We start from the raw sequence: 18,263 nt of genomic DNA, 5'->3' as shown, positions 1-18,263 counted from the left end.
GGCAACGCCGCCACCCGGCATTTTTTCATCAGGACAGTATTATGACTCAAATCGACCGCCTGCTCGGCATCATGAAACGCCTGCGCGACCCGGAAAACGGCTGCCCGTGGGACAAAGAGCAGACTTTCGCCACCATCGCCCCGTACACCCTTGAAGAGACCTACGAGGTGCTGGACGCGATTTCCCGTGAAGATTTTGACGACCTGCGCGGCGAGCTGGGCGATCTGCTTTTCCAGGTTGTGTTCTACGCGCAGATGGCGCAGGAAGAGGGGCGCTTTAACTTTGACGATATCTGCGCTGCCATCAGCGACAAGCTTGAGCGCCGTCATCCCCATATTTTCGGTGACGCTACCGCAGGAACCAGCACCGAAGTCCTGGCCCGCTGGGAGCAGATCAAAAGCGCCGAGCGGGCAGAAAAATCCCAGCACTCCGCGCTGGACGACATTCCGCTGAGCCTGCCCGCGCTGATGCGCGCGCACAAAATCCAGAAACGCTGCTCCGCCGTGGGGTTTGACTGGACCTCCCTCGGCCCGGTGCTGGATAAAGTGCACGAAGAGATTGACGAGGTGATGCACGAAGCGCAGCAGGCGGTGGTGGATGAAGCAAAGCTTGAGGAAGAGATGGGCGATCTGCTGTTTGCGACCGTCAACCTTTCTCGCCACCTGGGTGTAAAAGCGGAAACGGCGCTGCAAAAAGCCAACCTTAAGTTCGAACGCCGCTTTCGCGAAGTGGAGCGGATTGTCGCCTCGCGAGGCCTGGAAATGAGCGGTATTGACCTCGACGCGATGGAAGAAGTCTGGCAGGAAGTAAAGCGCCAGGAATCTGATCTCTAACGAAATTTTGCGATCAAGCGCAATTTGTGTGATTTTTTAAATGACAAGCGCTTGATTTGCGTCAAAAACATTTACCCAAAAGGGGCTATTTTCTCACTCCTTATGTTTGTCATGGCCTGGAATGGAGACGGAGAATGAAAGTTTGTGGCGCTCGCCGTGTTCGGGTATACTACTTTCCCGTCCTGGTTATTCCATCGTTTCACCCTAACTTCTCAGGTTCAGCATGACAACGAACTATATTTTTGTGACCGGCGGGGTCGTATCCTCTCTGGGTAAAGGCATTGCCGCAGCCTCCCTCGCAGCCATTCTTGAAGCCCGTGGCCTCAATGTGACCATGATGAAACTGGATCCGTATATCAACGTCGATCCTGGCACCATGAGCCCAACCCAACACGGGGAAGTGTTCGTTACTGAAGACGGCGCTGAAACCGATCTGGATCTTGGCCACTACGAGCGTTTCATTCGTACCAAAATGACCCGTCGTAATAACTTCACGACTGGCCGCATCTACTCTGACGTTCTGCGTAAAGAGCGCCGTGGTGACTATCTGGGCGCGACCGTGCAGGTTATCCCACATATCACTAACGCCATCAAAGAGCGTGTCCTTGCCGGTGGCGAAGGGCATGACGTTGTGCTGGTTGAAATCGGCGGTACCGTGGGTGATATCGAATCCCTGCCGTTCCTCGAAGCGATTCGTCAGCTGGCGGTAGACATTGGTCGTGAACACGCGCTGTTCATGCACCTGACGCTGGTGCCTTACATGGCGGCGGCAGGTGAAGTGAAAACCAAACCGACCCAGCACTCTGTTAAAGAGCTGCTCTCTATCGGTATTCAGCCTGACATCCTGGTTTGCCGTTCCGATCGCGCCATTCCGGCGAACGAACGTGCGAAAATTGCATTGTTCTGTAACGTGCCTGAAAAAGCCGTTATTTCAATGAAAGATGTCGATTCCATTTATAAAATCCCGGGCCTGTTGAAATCACAGGGTCTCGACGATTATATTTGTAAACGATTCAGCTTGAACTGTCCGGAAGCTAACCTGTCTGAATGGGAACAGGTTATTTACGAAGAAGCCAACCCGGCAGGCGAAGTGACTATCGGTATGGTCGGCAAGTACATTGAGCTGCCGGATGCCTATAAGTCCGTGATCGAAGCGCTGAAACACGGTGGTCTGAAGAACCGTGTCTCCGTGAACATCAAGCTGATTGATTCGCAGGATGTTGAAACGCGTGGCGTTGAAATCCTGAAAGATCTGGATGCTATCCTTATCCCTGGCGGCTTCGGCTACCGTGGTGTAGAAGGCAAGATCGCCACCGCGCGTTATGCGCGTGAAAACAATATTCCATACCTCGGCATCTGTCTGGGTATGCAGGTTGCGCTGATCGAATTTGCGCGCAACGTAGCGGGAATGGAAAACGCGAACTCTACGGAATTTGTGCCAGACTGTAAGTACCCTGTTGTGGCGCTTATCACTGAATGGCGTGATGAAGACGGTAACGTCGAAGTCCGTACCGAGAAGAGCGATCTGGGTGGCACTATGCGTCTTGGCGCACAGGCCTGCCAGCTGACTGACGATAGCGTGGTTCGCAAGCTGTACGGCGAGCCGGTCATCACCGAGCGCCATCGTCACCGCTATGAAGTCAACAACATGCTGTTGAAACAAATTGAAGCTGCGGGTCTGCGTGTTGCGGGCCGCTCCGGGGATGATCAGTTAGTCGAGATCATCGAAGTGCCAAACCATCCGTGGTTTGTCGCCTGCCAGTTCCACCCGGAATTTACTTCAACGCCACGTGACGGGCATCCGCTGTTTGCAGGCTTTGTGAAGGCCGCCAGCGACTACCAGAAGCGTCAGGCGAAGTAAAAAAAGTTAGAACGGCAACGCGTACCTTTGGTACGCGTTGTTTGTCTGGAGTTTTAGTTTAACTTGTACTGAGGAAAATCTAATGTCCAAAATCGTTAAAGTCATCGGTCGTGAAATCATCGACTCCCGTGGTAACCCGACCGTTGAAGCCGAAGTTCATCTGGAAGGTGGTTTCGTCGGTATGGCAGCTGCTCCATCAGGTGCTTCTACCGGTTCCCGCGAAGCGCTGGAACTGCGTGATGGCGACAAATCCCGTTTCATGGGCAAAGGCGTACTGAAAGCGGTTGGCGCTGTTAACGGTCCTATTGCTCAGGCTATCGTTGGCAAAGATGCCAAAGATCAGGCTGGCATCGACAAGATCATGATCGATCTGGACGGTACTGAAAACAAATCTAACTTCGGTGCGAACGCAATCCTGGCCGTTTCCCTGGCGAACGCCAAAGCGGCTGCGGCGGCTAAAGGTATGCCACTGTTCGAGCACATCGCTGAACTGAACGGCACCCCAGGCAAATACTCCATGCCTGTACCAATGATGAACATCATCAACGGTGGTGAGCACGCAGACAACAACGTTGATATTCAGGAATTCATGATTCAGCCAGTTGGCGCGAAATCCCTGAAAGAAGCAGTACGTATGGGTTCTGAAGTGTTCCACAACCTGGCTAAAGTTCTGAAAGCTAAAGGTATGAACACGGCTGTGGGTGACGAAGGTGGCTACGCGCCAAACCTGGGTTCTAACGCAGAAGCACTGGCTGTTATCGCTGAAGCGGTTAAAGCAGCAGGCTACGAGCTGGGCAAAGACATCACCCTGGCGATGGACTGTGCAGCATCTGAATTCTACAAAGACGGTAAATACGTTCTGGCTGGCGAAGGCAACAAAGCGTTCACCTCCGAAGAGTTCACTCACTTCCTGGAAGACCTGACCAAACAGTACCCAATCGTGTCTATCGAAGACGGTCTGGACGAGTCTGACTGGGCTGGCTTCGCATACCAGACTAAAGTACTGGGCGACAAAATCCAGCTGGTGGGTGACGACCTGTTCGTAACCAACACCAAGATCCTGAAAGAAGGTATCGAGAAAGGCATCGTTAACTCCATCCTGATCAAATTCAACCAGATCGGTTCCCTGACCGAAACGCTGGCTGCGATCAAAATGGCGAAAGACGCTGGCTACACCGCGGTTATCTCTCACCGTTCTGGCGAAACTGAAGACGCGACCATTGCTGACCTGGCTGTGGGTACCGCTGCTGGCCAGATCAAAACGGGTTCTATGAGCCGTTCTGACCGTGTTGCTAAATACAACCAGCTGATTCGTATCGAAGAAGCGCTGGGCGAAAAAGCACCATACAACGGTCGTAAAGAGATCAAAGGCCAGGCATAATCGCTTAAGCCTTAACATGAAAATGCCAGTCGAATGACTGGCATTTTTTTTGGCTATTTAAAATCGACCGCCATTTGCTCCGGAATGGTCAGCCCCCGGGTGGTTTGCACGCAGCGGGCAATATAATCCGTAAACCGGGGTGGCTTCGGCATCCCCATGCTCAGCAGCTTATCGTTGCTGAATCGCACGTTAAGCGTGGCAAACGCACCGTATAACCGCATGGCCCTCAGCATCAGACGTTCGTTGCACGGGCCAAAAATCGTTTTCAGTTCACGGCGCATTCTGACCAGCGTTTCGTAGCTGACCTGCGCGTACTTATCGCCGACGGGTGCTTTCTCCAGCGCCTGCGCCATCGCATTATCAATATCCGCAAAGCGAACGCTGTTCTCTTCTCCGGCCGAAATGTGTACCACTTCCCCCGGACGCGCGTTGCTGTTGAGCAGCATTAACAGCGCGTCGGCACAATAATCCACCGGGACAACGTCGATCCGGTCCTCCATCGAGCACATAAACTTCTGCAGCATCAGGCCCATGCTGAAGACCCAGAAAATACTGCTCGAGGGCGTGCAGCCGTGGCGGGTATGGCCGACAACGATGGATGGACGCGCGATGAGCAGCGGCAGGTTCGGACATTCCTGGCGCATCAGCTGTTCGATGGTTGACTTCGAAAACGTGTATTCCACCAGGTGTTCAGCATTCTCTCTGAATTCGGCGCTTTCGGCGACCAGGGAATCCTGCTCCGGCGTACATGACATTGCCGTGCCCACGTGGAGGAAGCGTTGTAGCGTTGAAACCTGCTCCATGCGGCGCGCCAGTGCCAGCGTTCCTTCCACGTTGACCTTCCAGATGAGCGGGTTGTTACCAAATGAGGCAACAGCTGCACAGTTCACGACATGCGTGACCTGGTCCAGACGCGGATCGTTCAGGAAGGCTTCAGGCTGGCTGAGATCGCCAATGAGGATATTGTCCACGCTCAGAGTGGCCAGTTTGTTCTCAGGAACGTTGAACTTGCGCATGTTCTCCAGCACGCGCTCCAGCCCGCTCTGCGGATCGCTGGCACGCGCGAGCAAAAGCAGTTTTACGGATTGATCGCTGGTCAGAATTTTTTCCAGTACTGCACCGCCCAGAAACCCCGTCACGCCTGTAATCATTAACATCTTCATTAATACCGTCTCATTATGATTGATGAGGCGGATTGTAGGCGTGCAAAAGTAAACGGCATTTAAATAATAAAACGCCGAAATAGACAGCATCTTAAGCTTATTTTAAGGAAAGGAATTCAGGTGGAGATATTGGACATTACAGGCAGGGTGAAAATTCAATTTATTAAAATGAATATTTCAACATTATGATTTTAAAGTCATTTTGTGGTGCTTATCGGATGGTGAACTTAATTCGAAATGTAATAAATATAATACTTTGTTACACCAAACATTTACCGGATAAATGATTTAAACACCACTTAACTTAAATCAGGCGACATCAAGCGCAGGCTATTTTATTTAGCCTGCGAAGGGTTTTTAGAGTAACAGAGGAAGCGTGGCGCTGGCCGTTTGCTGGCTAACGTCGCTGTAACGGCCATCCAGCGCAATCATGGACGTGGTCAGCAGTTCGACCAGCAGCATGACCCCAACTTTGGCATTGAGCGCGCCCGCGCTAAGCGGCCCCTCTGGCTTGGCGGCCACCAGCTGCATGTCGCTCAGGGACGCCAGCGGGCTGCGGGGCGTATTGCTGAGTGCCAGAACCTTAGCGCCGCGCTTGCGGGCAAGCTTCACCACGTGGAGTAGATCTCGCGTTGAGCCGGAACTGGAGATTGCCACCACCAGGGTTTCTGACGAAAGCGTTGTCGCATTCATTGCCGCGCGGTGCATATCGCTAAACAGCTGTGCGGGTTTGCCCAGACGCAACAGCTTGTAGTGCAGATACTCCCCGAGGATCGCGCTGGCCGCAACGCCATAAATCTGCACCGACTGCGCCTGATGCAGCGCCAGCGCGGCCTTTTCAAGCAGCGTGCGGTCAAGGAGCCTGGCGGTGTCCTGCAAAGCCTGCACCGACTCATCCACGACGTTATCAATCTCATCCCCCGCCTGACGCGCGGGCTGGCCCTGCTGAATATCCAGTGCAAGCGCCATTTTAAATTCGTTATAGCCCTTGCAGCCCAGCGTGCGGCAAAGACGCGTCACGCTGGCCTCGCTGGTGTGGCTCTCGCGCGCCAGTTCGGTGATCGTCAGGTAGAGCACCCGGGCAGGATCGCTGAGAACAAACTCACCGAGTTTTTGTTGTGTTGGGCTGTACCCGGAAGCCTCCTGGCGTAGCTTCAGCAGCAGGTTTTCATGGTCTGACATGCTCGATCCTTAATGCGTTTCTCTGCGACTAGTGTGGCGGAAAGCGGGGGAAGGATGCCAGTCATTTCGAAAAAGTATGATCGTTGTCCTGGTTTTTGATGATAATTTTCACTATCTAAAATTAATATGGTAAAAATTTTCATCTATTAATGGGGGGATGAAAAAATGATGCAAATATTCAGTGGGGCTTCTTCAGGGGGATGGTTTGAAAAAGCGCAGCGCTTTGGCAAATCCTTTATGTTGCCGATTGCCGTGCTGCCTGCGGCAGGTCTGCTGCTGGGGATAGGCGGCGCGCTATCCAATCCCAACACGCTGGCGGCCTATCCGTTTTTAGACGTGAGCTGGCTGCAGGCCATTTTCACCATCATGAGCAGCGCAGGATCCATCGTGTTTGCGAACCTCTCGGTGCTGTTTGCGGTTGGGGTCGCCGTCGGGCTGGCAAAAAGCGATAAGGGCACGGCGGGGCTGGCGGCGCTTCTCGCGTTTCTGGTGATGAATGCCACCATCAACGCGCTGCTGATCCTCACCGGCAAACTGGCGCATGAGAACCCGGGCGCGGTGGGGCAGGGCATGACGCTGGGTATTCAGACGCTGGAAACCGGCGTCTTTGGCGGCGTGGTGATTGGGCTGGTAACCTGCGCGCTCCATCATCGGTTTAACAAGATTGCACTTCCGCAGTTCCTGGGCTTTTTTGGCGGCTCGCGCTTTGTTCCTATCATCAGCTCGCTGGCGGCGATACTCGTCGGTGCGCTCATGACCGTGGTCTGGCCGCATTTCCAGAAGCTGATTTTTGGTCTCGGCGGGCTGGTGGATGCGACCGGCTATCTGGGTACTTTGCTGTACGGCTTCATTTTACGCATGCTGGGCCCGTTCGGTCTGCACCACATCTTCTATCTGCCTTTCTGGACCACCGCGCTTGGCGGGAGTGAAATCGTCAACGGACACCTCGTGGAAGGCACGCAGCGGATCTTCTTCGCTCAGCTGGCTGACCCGAACACGCAACATTTCTATGAGGGCACGTCACGCTTCATGTCCGGGCGTTTTATCACGATGATGTTTGGCCTGCTCGGGGCGTGCCTGGCGATGTACCACACGGCAAAACCCGAGAACAAAAAACGCGTTGCCGGGCTGCTGCTTTCTGCGGCGTTAACCTCGTTCCTGACCGGGGTTACCGAGCCTATCGAATTCTCGTTCCTGTTTATTGCGCCGGTGCTCTACATCATCCATGCGCTGTTTGACGGGCTGGCATTCATGCTCGCGCACATGCTGCATATCACCATCGGGCAAACCTTCTCCGGCGGTTTCATCGACTTCGTGCTGTTCGGCATTTTGCAGGGAGAAGCCAAAACCAACTGGATGTTCGTTCCGCTGGTCGGCGTACCGTGGTTCTTCCTTTACTACTTTACCTTCCGCTATCTGATTAACCGCTTTGATTTCGCGACGCCAGGTCGGGAAAAGGAGGCGATGGCTGATGAGGTCAGTTTGCCGCAAAACGAACGCGCAGCCGCGGTGATCGCCGGATTAGGCGGAAAAGAGAATCTGGACGAGGTGGACTGCTGCGCCACGCGTCTTCGCGTCACGGTTAAAGACGGCAGCAAAGTGAATGAGTCGGCACTGAAAGCCACCGGGGCGCGCGGCGTTATCGTGCGCGGCAACGGCGTTCAGGTCATTTATGGCCCGCACGTCACGATTATCAAAAACGAAGTGGAAGAGATCTTATCGTAATGAAAACTGTACTGGATAACCTGAAGGGAAAACTGGTCGTCTCCTGTCAGGCGCTGGAAAATGAACCGCTGCACAGCCCGTTTATTATGTCGCGCATGGCGCTGGCTGCGGCACAGGGCGGGGCTGCAGCCATTCGCGCCAACAGCGTGGTGGATATCGAGGCCATCAGGCAGCAGGTGTCTTTGCCGGTCATCGGCATCATCAAACGGGATTATCCCGAAAGCGAGGTGTTTATCACCGCGACAATGAAAGAAGTGGATGAGCTCATGAGCGTCTCGCCGGACATCATTGCGCTTGATGCGACGGCGCGGTCACGTCCCGGCGGAGAATCTCTGGAAACGCTGGTCTCGCGCATCCGCGCACGTTATCCCGCGGTGCTGCTGATGGCGGATATCTCCTCCGTGGACGAAGCCGTGACGGCGCAGGCGCTGGGCTTTGACTGCGTCGGCACCACGCTTTACGGCTACACGGCGGAAACGGCGGGCCATTCACTTCCGGAAAACGACTGCGCGTTCCTGAAGGCGGTGCTGGCGGCCGTGACGGTGCCCGTGGTTGCCGAAGGCAACGTGGATACCCCCGAGCGTGCGGCCAGGTGTCTGGCGCTGGGCGCGCATACGGTGGTGGTCGGCGGCGCGATCACCCGTCCGCAGCAAATTACCGAACGGTTTATGGCGGCGATTGACGCGCAAAGCACCGATGGAGCATGACCATCCGGCGGGGATCTGCGATACTTATCGTTTATCCCCTTTACTGAGATGACTATGCAGTACCCGATTAACGAGATGTTCCAGACCCTGCAAGGCGAGGGTTACTTTACCGGCGTTCCCGCTATTTTCATTCGTTTACAGGGATGCCCGGTTGGCTGTGCCTGGTGTGATACCAAACATACGTGGGATAAGCTCGCAGATCGGGAAGTGTCGCTGTTTAGCATTCTGGCGAAAACCAAAGAGAGCGATAAGTGGGGCGCGGGCAGTGCCGAAGATCTGCTCGCCATCATTGGTCGTCAGGGCTGGACGGCGCGTCACGTGGTGATCACCGGCGGTGAACCCTGCATCCACGATCTGACGCCGCTGACCGAGCTGCTCGAAAAGAACGGCTACAGCTGCCAGATCGAGACCAGCGGCACCCATGAAGTGCGCTGCTCGCACACCACCTGGGTGACGGTATCGCCAAAAGTGAATATGCGCGGCGGGTATGACGTGCTGTCTCAGGCGCTGGAGCGCGCGGATGAGATTAAGCACCCGGTAGGACGCGTGCGTGATATCGAAGCGCTGGATGAACTGCTGGCCACGCTGACGGACGAAAAGCAGCGGGTCATTGCCCTGCAGCCTATCAGCCAGAAAGACGATGCAACGCGCCTGTGCATTGAAACCTGTATTGCGCGCAACTGGCGCCTGTCGATGCAGACGCACAAGTATCTGAATATCGCCTGAAAAAAAGCCCGGTGGCGCGAGCGCTTACCGGGCCTACGGTTCCAGGCGATTGTAGGCCGGGTAAGGCGAAGCCGCCACCCGGCAAGCATCACTCGCCGCGATACACGCAGCCTGCCGTACAGGTCTCTTTGATCATCACCGCGCTCAGCAGCGGTACCCGCGGTTTCATCTGATCCCAAATCCATTTTGCCAGCACTTCGCTGGTCGGGTTTTCAAGGCCCGGGATCTCATTCAGGTAGTAGTGATCCAGACGATCGTAGGTCGGCTTAAACGCCGCCTTCAGCTCGGCAAAATCCATGATCCAACCGGTATGCGGATCAACTTCACCGGTGATCTCAAGACGCACCATGAACGAATGCCCGTGCAGACGGCCACATTTATGCCCTTCAGGGACATGCGGAAGGTGGTGGGCGGCTTCGAAGGTGAAATCTTTAAACAGTGTGGTGGACATGATCGCTCTCAGTAATGCGGAAAAAACCGCCGCATAGTACCGGAAAGCACAATTTTTAGCATTAACTAAAACGGCTCTGAGCGGTAACCGCCTCGTATACGGGGTGTTTTTCGCTATTTGTTCTTATATTTCAAATAATTATTTAATCGGTTTTATCGCTAAGCATGACAACCAAAACAGGTTAGTCCATTTGGTTATTTATTATTTCCATCCCTTCTTTAATTGTTATTATCCTCGCCGTTAACCTTATCTTCAGTTTGGATTTATTCGCTTAAAGTCCGCTTGGCTACTGGAACATAACGACGCATGACAACACAGGCCCCACCTTCAAACTTGCTTCCCCTGAACCCGGAGCAGCTGGCGCGCCTTCAGGCTGCCACCTCTGATTTTTCTCCCACTCAGCTTGCCTGGGTCTCCGGTTATTTCTGGGGAATGCTTAATCAGCAGCCTGGCGCTGTGGCGGGTGCACCGGCCACGGCCGTAGAAATTCCGGCCATTACCCTGATTTCCGCCTCGCAGACGGGTAACGCCCGCCGCGTGGCCGAAGCGCTGCGTGACGACCTGCTGGCCGCCAGGCTGAACGTGAACCTGGTCAACGCCGGGGATTATAAATTTAAGCAAATCGCGTCAGAAAAACTGCTGGTGGTGGTGGCTTCTACGCAGGGTGAAGGTGAACCCGCAGAAGAAGCGGTGGCGCTGCATAAGTTCCTGTTCTCGAAAAAGGCGCCGAAGCTGGATGGCACGGCGTTTGCCGTCTTTGGCCTGGGCGATACCTCCTATGAATTCTTCTGCCAGTCCGGCAAAGACTTCGACAGCAGGCTGGCGGAGCTGGGCGCAGAGCGCCTGCTGGACCGCGTTGACGCAGATGTCGAATACCAGACCGCCGCCGCTGAATGGCGTGCCCGCATCGTCGATGTGCTAAAAGCGCGCGTGCCGAAAGAGACGTCAGCCCAGGCCGCGTTCACCGCGACGGGTGCTGTTAACGACATCCACACCAGCCCGTACACCAAAGAGGCGCCGCTGGCGGCGAGCCTGTCGGTGAACCAGAAAATTACCGGCCGCGATTCCGAAAAAGACGTTCGCCATATCGAAATCGATCTCGGCGACTCGGGCCTGCGCTATCAGCCTGGCGATGCGTTGGGCGTCTGGTATCAGAACGATCCGGCGCTGGTGAAAGAGCTGGTTGAGCTGCTGTGGCTGAAAGGCGACGAGCCCGTCACCGTTGACGGCAAAACGCAGCCGCTTTCTGAAGCGTTGCAGTGGCATTTTGAGCTGACGGTGAATACCCCGAATATCGTCGAAAATTATGCCACCTTAACGCGCAGCGAATCCCTGCTGCCGCTGGTGGGCGACAAGGCGAAGCTGCAGCATTACGCCGCGACGACGCCGATTGTCGATATGGTGCGCTTCTCTCCGGCTCAGCTGGATGCCGATGCGCTGATCGGCCTGCTGCGTCCGCTGACCCCACGCCTGTACTCCATTGCCTCGTCTCAGGCCGAGGTGGAGAGCGAAGTGCATATCACCGTCGGCGTGGTGCGCTACGACATCGAAGGTCGCGCCCGTACGGGTGGGGCATCGGGCTTCCTGGCAGACCGCGTGGAAGAAGAGGGCGAAGTGCGCGTCTTTATCGAGCACAACGATAACTTCCGCCTGCCGGCAAACCCGGAAACGCCGGTCATTATGATTGGCCCGGGCACCGGCATTGCGCCGTTCCGCGCCTTCATGCAGCAGCGCGCGGCAGACGGCGCGCCGGGTAAAAACTGGTTGTTCTTCGGCAATCCGCACTTTACCGAAGATTTCCTCTACCAGGTGGAGTGGCAGCGCTATGTGAAAGAAGGCGTACTGACCCGCATCGATCTGGCCTGGTCCCGCGACCAGAAAGAAAAAGTATACGTACAAGACAAACTGCGCGAACAGGGCGCAGAGCTGTGGCGCTGGATCAATGACGGTGCCCACATTTATGTCTGCGGCGACGCCAATCGCATGGCGAAAGACGTTGAGCAGACTTTGCTGGAAGTGATTGCCGAATTCGGCGGTATGGATGCCGAAGCGGCGGACGAATTTTTAAGTGAGCTGCGCGTTGAGCGCCGTTATCAGCGAGATGTCTACTAATGAGCGAAAAACATCCAGGGCCACTGGTGGTCGAAGGTAAACTGACAGACGCCGAGCGCATGAAGCTGGAAAGCAACTATCTGCGTGGCACCATTGCTGAAGATCTGAATGACGGTCTCACCGGCGGTTTCAAAGGCGACAACTTCCTGCTGATCCGTTTCCACGGCATGTACCAGCAGGACGACCGCGACATCCGCGCCGAGCGTGCAGAGCAGAAGCTGGAGCCGCGTCACGCGATGCTGCTGCGCTGCCGTCTGCCGGGTGGGGTGATTACCACCAAACAGTGGCAGGCGATCGACAAGTTTGCCGGTGAAAACACGATCTACGGCAGCATCCGTCTGACCAACCGTCAGACCTTCCAGTTCCACGGCATTCTGAAGAAGAACGTCAAGCCGGTGCACCAGATGCTGCACTCCGTTGGGCTGGACGCGCTGGCGACCGCCAACGACATGAACCGTAACGTGCTCTGCACCTCGAACCCGTATGAGTCCGAGCTGCACGCCGAAGCGTACGAGTGGGCGAAGAAGATCTCCGAGCACCTGCTGCCGCGCACGCGCGCCTATGCGGAGATCTGGCTCGATCAGGAAAAAGTCGCGACCACCGATGAAGAGCCGATCCTCGGCCAGACCTACCTGCCGCGTAAGTTTAAAACCACGGTAGTGATCCCGCCGCAGAACGATATCGACCTGCACGCCAACGACATGAACTTCGTGGCGATTGCCGAAAACGGCAAGCTGGTGGGCTTTAACCTGCTGGTGGGCGGCGGCCTGTCCATTGAGCACGGTAACAAGAAAACCTATGCCCGCACCGCGAGCGAGTTCGGCTTCCTGCCGCTGGAGCACACGCTGGCCGTGGCGGAAGCGGTGGTGACGACCCAGCGCGACTGGGGTAACCGTACCGACCGTAAAAACGCGAAAACCAAATACACCCTGGAGCGCGTGGGCGTCGAGACGTTCAAAGCGGAAGTGGAGCGTCGCGCGGGCATCAAGTTTGAGCCGATCCGCCCTTACGAATTCACCGGTCGCGGCGATCGCATTGGCTGGGTTAAGGGTATCGACAATAAATGGCACCTGACGCTGTTTATCGAAAACGGCCGTATTCTGGATTATCCGGGGCGTCCGCTGAAAACCGGTCTGCTGGAAATTGCGAAGATCCATAAGGGCGAGTTCCGCATCACCGCTAACCAGAACCTGATCATTGCCGGCGTGCCGGAAAGCCAGAAGGCGAAGATCGAGAAGCTGGCGCGCGAACATGGGTTGATGGATGCGGTGAAGCCGCAGCGTGAAAACTCAATGGCCTGCGTGTCGTTCCCGACCTGCCCGCTGGCGATGGCCGAAGCGGAACGTTTCCTGCCGTCATTCACTGACAAGGTAGAAGCGATTCTGGAAAAACACGGCATTCCGGACGAGCATATTGTTATGCGCGTGACGGGCTGCCCGAACGGTTGCGGTCGCGCGATGCTGGCCGAACTGGGGCTGGTGGGGAAAGCGCCGGGTCGCTACAACCTGCACCTGGGCGGTAACCGTATCGGCACGCGCATTCCGCGTATGTTCCGCGAGAACATCACCGAGCCGGAAATTCTTGATTCCATCGACGAGCTTGTCGGGCGCTGGGCGAAAGAGCGCGAAGCGGGTGAAGGCTTCGGCGACTTTACGGTGCGTGCGGGCATCATTCGCCCGGTGCTCGATCCCGCCAGGGATTTCTGGGAGTAACCACGAGAGGTAACTATGTCCGAACTCGATCTAAACGCCCTTAATGACCTGCCAAAAGTCGAACGCATTCTGGCGCTGGCAGAAACCAATGCCCACCTTGAAAAGCTGGACGCCGAAGGGCGCGTGGCGTGGGCCCTGGAAAACCTGCCGGGAGAGTATGTGCTCTCGTCGAGCTTTGGTATTCAGGCGGCGGTCAGCCTGCATCTGGTGAATCAGATCCGTCCGGACATTCCGGTGATCCTCACCGACACCGGCTACCTGTTCCCGGAGACCTACCAGTTCATTGACGATCTGACGGACAAGCTCAGGCTGAACCTCAAGGTTTACCGCGCGACGGAAAGCGCGGCCTGGCAGGAGGCGCGCTACGGCAAGCTGTGGGAGCAGGGCGTTGAGGGCATTGAGAAATACAATGAGATCAACAAGGTCGAGCCGATGAACCGGGCGCTGAAAGAGCTTAATGCCCAGACGTGGTTCGCGGGCCTGCGCCGTGAGCAGTCCGGCAGCCGGGCAACCTTACCGGTGCTGGCGGTGCAGCGCGGGGTGTTTAAAGTGCTGCCGATTATCGACTGGGATAACCGGACGGTGTACCAGTACCTGCAAAAGCACGGGCTGAAATACCATCCGCTGTGGGACCAGGGCTATCTGTCGGTGGGCGATACCCACACCACGCGTAAGTGGGAACCGGGCATGGCGGAAGAAGAGACGCGATTCTTCGGGCTGAAGCGCGAGTGCGGGTTGCACGAAGGGTGATAACCTTTTTGCCCGGTGGCGCTGCGCTTACCGGGCCTACAAAGGCTCGTTCCATATGTAGGCCCGGTAAGGCGTAGCCGCCACCGGGCTTAACGGCCTCAGGCTTTACCCGCTTTCGCCAGCTCCTTCACCAGCGGCAGCATCACCTTCACCACATCACGACTGCGGTGCTCAATCCGCTGCGGCAGCGCGCGATCGATGTGCTGCTGATTGTCCAGCATCACGTTGTGCCAGCTCGTCCCGTCCGGGAAGGCCTTCGATTTAGCCCGCTGCTGGTAGCCATCTTTTTTGCCCAGTGCCCAGTTTGTCGCTTCCACGTACAGCACCGGAATGCCCGCCTTATCGAACACTTCCCCGTCGTTGCAGCAGCCTGTGCCTCGCGGATAATCCGGGTTACCGCCGGGATTGCTGGTGGCATAAACACCATGGCTGCGGGCTATCGCCAGCGCCCGGTCGCGCGTCAGTTTCCGCACGGTACCCGGCGTACTCTGCCCACTGTTGAAATAGAGCTTATCGCCGACGATCAGGTTGTCGAGGTTGATCACCAGCAGCGTATTTTTCTTCTCCTCAGCGCTCATACGCTTAAGGAGATTCTCAGCGCCGAGTTTGCCCTCTTCCTCACCGCTGGTGGCAACAAAACGAATGCCATATTGGGTCGGAATATCTTTCATCCGCTCGGCCAGTTCGAGCATCACGCCCAGGCCTGCGGCATTGTCGTCCATGCCCTGCAGCGTCAGCCCGCCAAGATTGTTATCCGTATCGGCGTCACTCATCGGGGCGTAGGTATCAAGGTGCGCCATAATGATAATTTGCTCTTTTGCGCTGCCTTCGTGGGCCGCAATCACCGTACTGCCGGTCACGTTATGCCAGTTTTTCGTTTTATTGCGTGAGGTATAGACGTAGCGGCTGTGAAACGATCGGATATCGCTCTGGTAACCCATGTCGGCAAACTGCTGACGAAGATAGTCCGCGGAGAGCATTTCCGCAGGCGATCCGGTCATGCGGCCAGGGAAAACGGTGGCGATATGTCGCGCCTGCATAGTGGCGATTTCACCATAAGTTTGGTTTTTTGCCTGGGCAGGAAGAATAAAGCAAACGCCGAGCGCCAGGGCAGCAATACGGTGGCGCGTTGCGGAAAACATAGTGAGTCCTTAAAAACAGAGCAAAATAATAACCCGCCTAGTATGAAACTGTGATCGTCCATACACAATTTGAATCGTTCTTAAATGCCCGAAATTTCGCGCGTTAAGCACTTTTTGGTATTAGCTTTTTCACAGCGTTATTCCATTGAGTAACTACTCATTCCAATTCGTAATTTCATTCGGTCTAAGCCGCCCCCTATAGTCCCTCTATTCCTCGTTGTTAGTGAGTTGTTGCCTGTGGACTATCTGCCCTTATTTGCTGCGATTAAAGAGAAACCGGTGCTGGTGGTTGGCACGGGTGAAATCGCCGATCGCAAAATCGCGTTTCTGCAGCGCGCAGGGGCCCAGGTGAAAGTCATTGAAGAGGCGGATTTCGACGAGTCACAAATCGACAGCGTCGTGCTGGTAATTGCGGCGACCGAAGATCGTGAACTGAACCAGCGGATCTCCGACGCCGCTCAGGCCCGTTACCGCCTGGTGAACGTGGTGGACGACCAGCCTTTATGCTCGTTTATTTTCCCGTCGATCGTTGACCGCTCGCCGCTGCTGGTGGCGATCTCCTCCGGCGGTACCGCACCGGTGCTGGCGCGCGTGCTGCGGGAAAAAATCGAAGCGCTGCTGCCGACCAGCCTCGGGCGCATGGCGGAGAAAGCCAGCTACTGGCGCAACCATCTGAAAACCCGCCTGACCAGCGTGACGGAACGCCGTCGCTTCTGGGAACGCGTGTTTCGCGGCCGCTTTGCCAGCCTGATGCATGCCGGTAATGAGACAGCGGCGCAGAAAATCCTCGAGGACGAACTGGATAACCCCGGCAGTACGGGCGGGGAGATCATTCTGGTGGGCGCGGGGCCGGGCGATGCCGGGCTCCTGACGCTGCGCGGCCTGCAGGTGCTGCAGGATGCGGACGTGGTGTTCTACGACCACCTGGTCACCGACGGCGTGCGCGAGCTGATCCGTCGCGACGCGGAGCAAATCTGCGTCGGCAAACGGGCGGGCGAACACTCGGTGCCGCAGCACGACACCAACCAGATGCTAATTGACGCCGCGAAAGCGGGCAAAACCGTGGTGCGCCTGAAGGGGGGCGATCCGTTCATTTTCGGTCGCGGCGGCGAAGAGCTGCAGGCGGCAGCCGAAGCGGGCGTTCCGTTCCAGGTGGTGCCCGGCATCACGGCGGCTTCTGCGGTAACGGCCTACGCCGGTATCCCGTTGACCCACCGCGATTACGCCCAGAGCGTCACCTTTGTGACCGGCCACTACAAGGCGGACAGCACGCCGTTCGACTGGTCGCATCTCGCCCAGAGCCGCCAGACGCTGGCGATATACATGGGCACGATGAAAGCGGCGGACATCAGCGAACAGCTTATTCAGCACGGTCGCGAGGCGACGACCCCCGTCGCCGTCATTTCTCGCGGCACGCGCGTCGATCAGCATGTTGCTGTCGGCACACTTCAAGACCTTGCAACCCTGGCGAAAGACGCCCCGATGCCCGCCCTGATCGTGGTGGGGGAAGTGGTGCAGCTGCACAGCACGCTCGCCTGGTTTCAGCACACAACCGATACAGAAGGCTTTGGTTCTTCTGTTGTAAATTTGGCTTAAGGAACGGTTATGGACCAAAAACGTCTTACACACCTGCGGCAGCTCGAAGCGGAAAGTATCCATATTATCCGCGAAGTGGCCGCCGAGTTTTCTAACCCGGTGATGATGTACTCCATCGGTAAAGATTCCAGCGTCATGCTGCATCTGGCGCGTAAAGCGTTTTATCCGGGCACGCTGCCGTTCCCGCTGCTGCACGTGGACACCGGCTGGAAATTCCGCGAGATGTACGAGTTCCGCGACCGTACCGCGAAAGCCTACGGCTGCGAGCTGCTGGTGCATAAAAACCCGGAAGGGGTGGCGATGGGCATTAACCCGTTCGTGCACGGCAGCGCCAAACACACCGATATCATGAAGACCGAAGGGCTGAAGCAGGCGCTGAATAAATACGGTTTTGACGCGGCCTTCGGCGGCGCGCGGCGTGACGAAGAGAAATCCCGCGCCAAAGAGCGTATCTACTCCTTCCGCGATCGCTTCCACCGCTGGGACCCCAAAAACCAGCGTCCGGAGCTGTGGCACAACTACAACGGCCAGATTAACAAGGGCGAAAGCATCCGCGTCTTCCCGCTCTCCAACTGGACCGAGCTGGATATCTGGCAGTACATCTATCTGGAAAACATCGAGATCGTTCCGCTGTATCTGGCCGCCGAGCGCCCGGTGCTGGAGCGTGACGGCATGCTGATGATGATCGACGACGATCGCATCGACCTGCAGCCGGGTGAAGTGATCAAAAAACAGATGGTGCGTTTCCGCACCCTCGGCTGCTGGCCGCTGACCGGCGCGGTGGAATCCAACGCCCAGACGCTGCCGGAGATCATCGAAGAGATGCTGGTGTCGACCACCAGCGAGCGACAGGGGCGCGTGATTGACCGCGACCAGGCAGGCTCCATGGAGCTGAAGAAACGTCAGGGTTATTTCTAAGGAG

At 56.3% G+C, this 18,263-nt stretch carries 15 protein-coding genes; 11 read left to right on the top strand and 4 right to left on the bottom strand.

Annotated elements, in window-relative coordinates; all coding sequences use genetic code 11:
• Positions 1–41 precede the first annotated feature (41 nt).
• From mazG to eno, 3 genes are all read left to right on the top strand, one after another.
• The gene (gene mazG, locus ACHH0Z_RS09595; RefSeq protein WP_008499627.1) at positions 42–833 is read left to right on the top strand and encodes a nucleoside triphosphate pyrophosphohydrolase; all 792 of its coding nucleotides are present in this window, start codon (positions 42–44) and stop codon (positions 831–833) included.
• A gap of 223 nt (positions 834–1,056) precedes the next feature.
• Entirely contained in the window at positions 1,057–2,694 is a 1,638-nt protein-coding gene (pyrG, locus tag ACHH0Z_RS09590; protein WP_008499626.1) for a glutamine hydrolyzing CTP synthase, read from the top strand.
• A gap of 82 nt (positions 2,695–2,776) precedes the next feature.
• Positions 2,777–4,075, top strand: coding sequence for a phosphopyruvate hydratase (gene eno, locus ACHH0Z_RS09585; protein WP_003862715.1), 1,299 nt, complete (start codon positions 2,777–2,779; stop codon positions 4,073–4,075).
• Between the two features lie 53 nt (positions 4,076–4,128).
• Here the strand turns inward: eno and ACHH0Z_RS09580 are convergent, their stop codons facing one another.
• Together ACHH0Z_RS09580 and ACHH0Z_RS09575 are read right to left on the bottom strand one after the other, a co-directional pair.
• Complete coding sequence (locus ACHH0Z_RS09580; RefSeq protein ID WP_032653198.1) at positions 4,129–5,238, bottom strand: SDR family oxidoreductase; 1,110 nt, start codon at positions 5,236–5,238, stop codon at positions 4,129–4,131.
• A 357-nt stretch (positions 5,239–5,595) separates the two neighbouring features.
• Entirely contained in the window at positions 5,596–6,420 is an 825-nt protein-coding gene (locus ACHH0Z_RS09575; protein WP_045408511.1) for a MurR/RpiR family transcriptional regulator, read from the bottom strand.
• Positions 6,421–6,585: 165 nt separating this feature from the next.
• Between ACHH0Z_RS09575 and ACHH0Z_RS09570 the strand changes: the two genes are divergently transcribed.
• From ACHH0Z_RS09570 to queE, 3 genes are read left to right on the top strand one after another with little or no spacing between them, the layout of a single operon-like run.
• A complete protein-coding gene (locus ACHH0Z_RS09570; RefSeq protein ID WP_395149530.1) occupies positions 6,586–8,145 on the top strand; it encodes a PTS transporter subunit EIIC in 1,560 nt (519 codons plus the stop codon).
• Entirely contained in the window at positions 8,145–8,852 is a 708-nt protein-coding gene (locus tag ACHH0Z_RS09565) for an N-acetylmannosamine-6-phosphate 2-epimerase (RefSeq protein ID WP_045408517.1), read from the top strand. Before ACHH0Z_RS09570 ends, ACHH0Z_RS09565 begins: the two co-directional genes overlap by 1 nt.
• Before the next feature lie 54 nt (positions 8,853–8,906).
• Positions 8,907–9,578 (top strand): 7-carboxy-7-deazaguanine synthase QueE, encoded by a 672-nt coding sequence (gene queE, locus ACHH0Z_RS09560; protein ID WP_021241905.1) that lies wholly within the window; start codon positions 8,907–8,909, stop codon positions 9,576–9,578.
• Between the two features lie 88 nt (positions 9,579–9,666).
• On the opposite strand, the gene queD is transcribed toward queE, so the two are convergent.
• Complete coding sequence (queD, locus tag ACHH0Z_RS09555) at positions 9,667–10,029, bottom strand: 6-carboxytetrahydropterin synthase QueD (protein WP_008499619.1); 363 nt, start codon at positions 10,027–10,029, stop codon at positions 9,667–9,669.
• A gap of 306 nt (positions 10,030–10,335) precedes the next feature.
• Here queD and cysJ point away from each other — a divergent pair, with 306 nt between their 5' ends.
• Genes cysJ through cysH form a run of 3 tightly spaced genes read left to right on the top strand, consistent with a single transcriptional unit; the run spans position 10,336 to position 14,603 of the window.
• On the top strand, positions 10,336–12,141 hold the full coding sequence (gene cysJ / locus ACHH0Z_RS09550) for an NADPH-dependent assimilatory sulfite reductase flavoprotein subunit (protein ID WP_023344814.1): 1,806 nt from the start codon (positions 10,336–10,338) through the stop codon (positions 12,139–12,141).
• On the top strand, positions 12,141–13,853 hold the full coding sequence (gene cysI, locus ACHH0Z_RS09545) for an assimilatory sulfite reductase (NADPH) hemoprotein subunit (RefSeq protein ID WP_008499617.1): 1,713 nt from the start codon (positions 12,141–12,143) through the stop codon (positions 13,851–13,853). The genes cysJ and cysI overlap by 1 nt, the downstream gene beginning before the upstream one ends.
• 15 nt (positions 13,854–13,868) lie before the next feature.
• Positions 13,869–14,603: a phosphoadenosine phosphosulfate reductase gene (gene cysH, locus ACHH0Z_RS09540; protein WP_045408520.1), complete on the top strand. Its 735-nt coding sequence runs from the start codon at positions 13,869–13,871 to the stop codon at positions 14,601–14,603.
• Between the two features lie 98 nt (positions 14,604–14,701).
• Here cysH and ACHH0Z_RS09535 read toward each other — a convergent pair whose 3' ends face one another.
• Positions 14,702–15,745: an aminopeptidase gene (locus ACHH0Z_RS09535; protein WP_045408523.1), complete on the bottom strand. Its 1,044-nt coding sequence runs from the start codon at positions 15,743–15,745 to the stop codon at positions 14,702–14,704.
• Positions 15,746–15,991: 246 nt separating this feature from the next.
• Here ACHH0Z_RS09535 and cysG point away from each other — a divergent pair, with 246 nt between their 5' ends.
• Entirely contained in the window at positions 15,992–17,341 is a 1,350-nt protein-coding gene (cysG, locus tag ACHH0Z_RS09530) for a siroheme synthase CysG (RefSeq protein ID WP_163291555.1), read from the top strand.
• 9 nt (positions 17,342–17,350) lie between these two features.
• A complete protein-coding gene (gene cysD, locus ACHH0Z_RS09525; protein ID WP_008499613.1) occupies positions 17,351–18,259 on the top strand; it encodes a sulfate adenylyltransferase subunit CysD in 909 nt (302 codons plus the stop codon).
• Positions 18,260–18,263: the final 4 nt, after the last annotated feature.

It is taken from the genome of Enterobacter cloacae complex sp. 2024EL-00227 (assembly GCF_043945315.1).
GTDB classification, from domain to species: domain Bacteria; phylum Pseudomonadota; class Gammaproteobacteria; order Enterobacterales; family Enterobacteriaceae; genus Enterobacter; species Enterobacter roggenkampii.
This window is presented reverse-complemented; position numbering and strand designations above follow the sequence as displayed.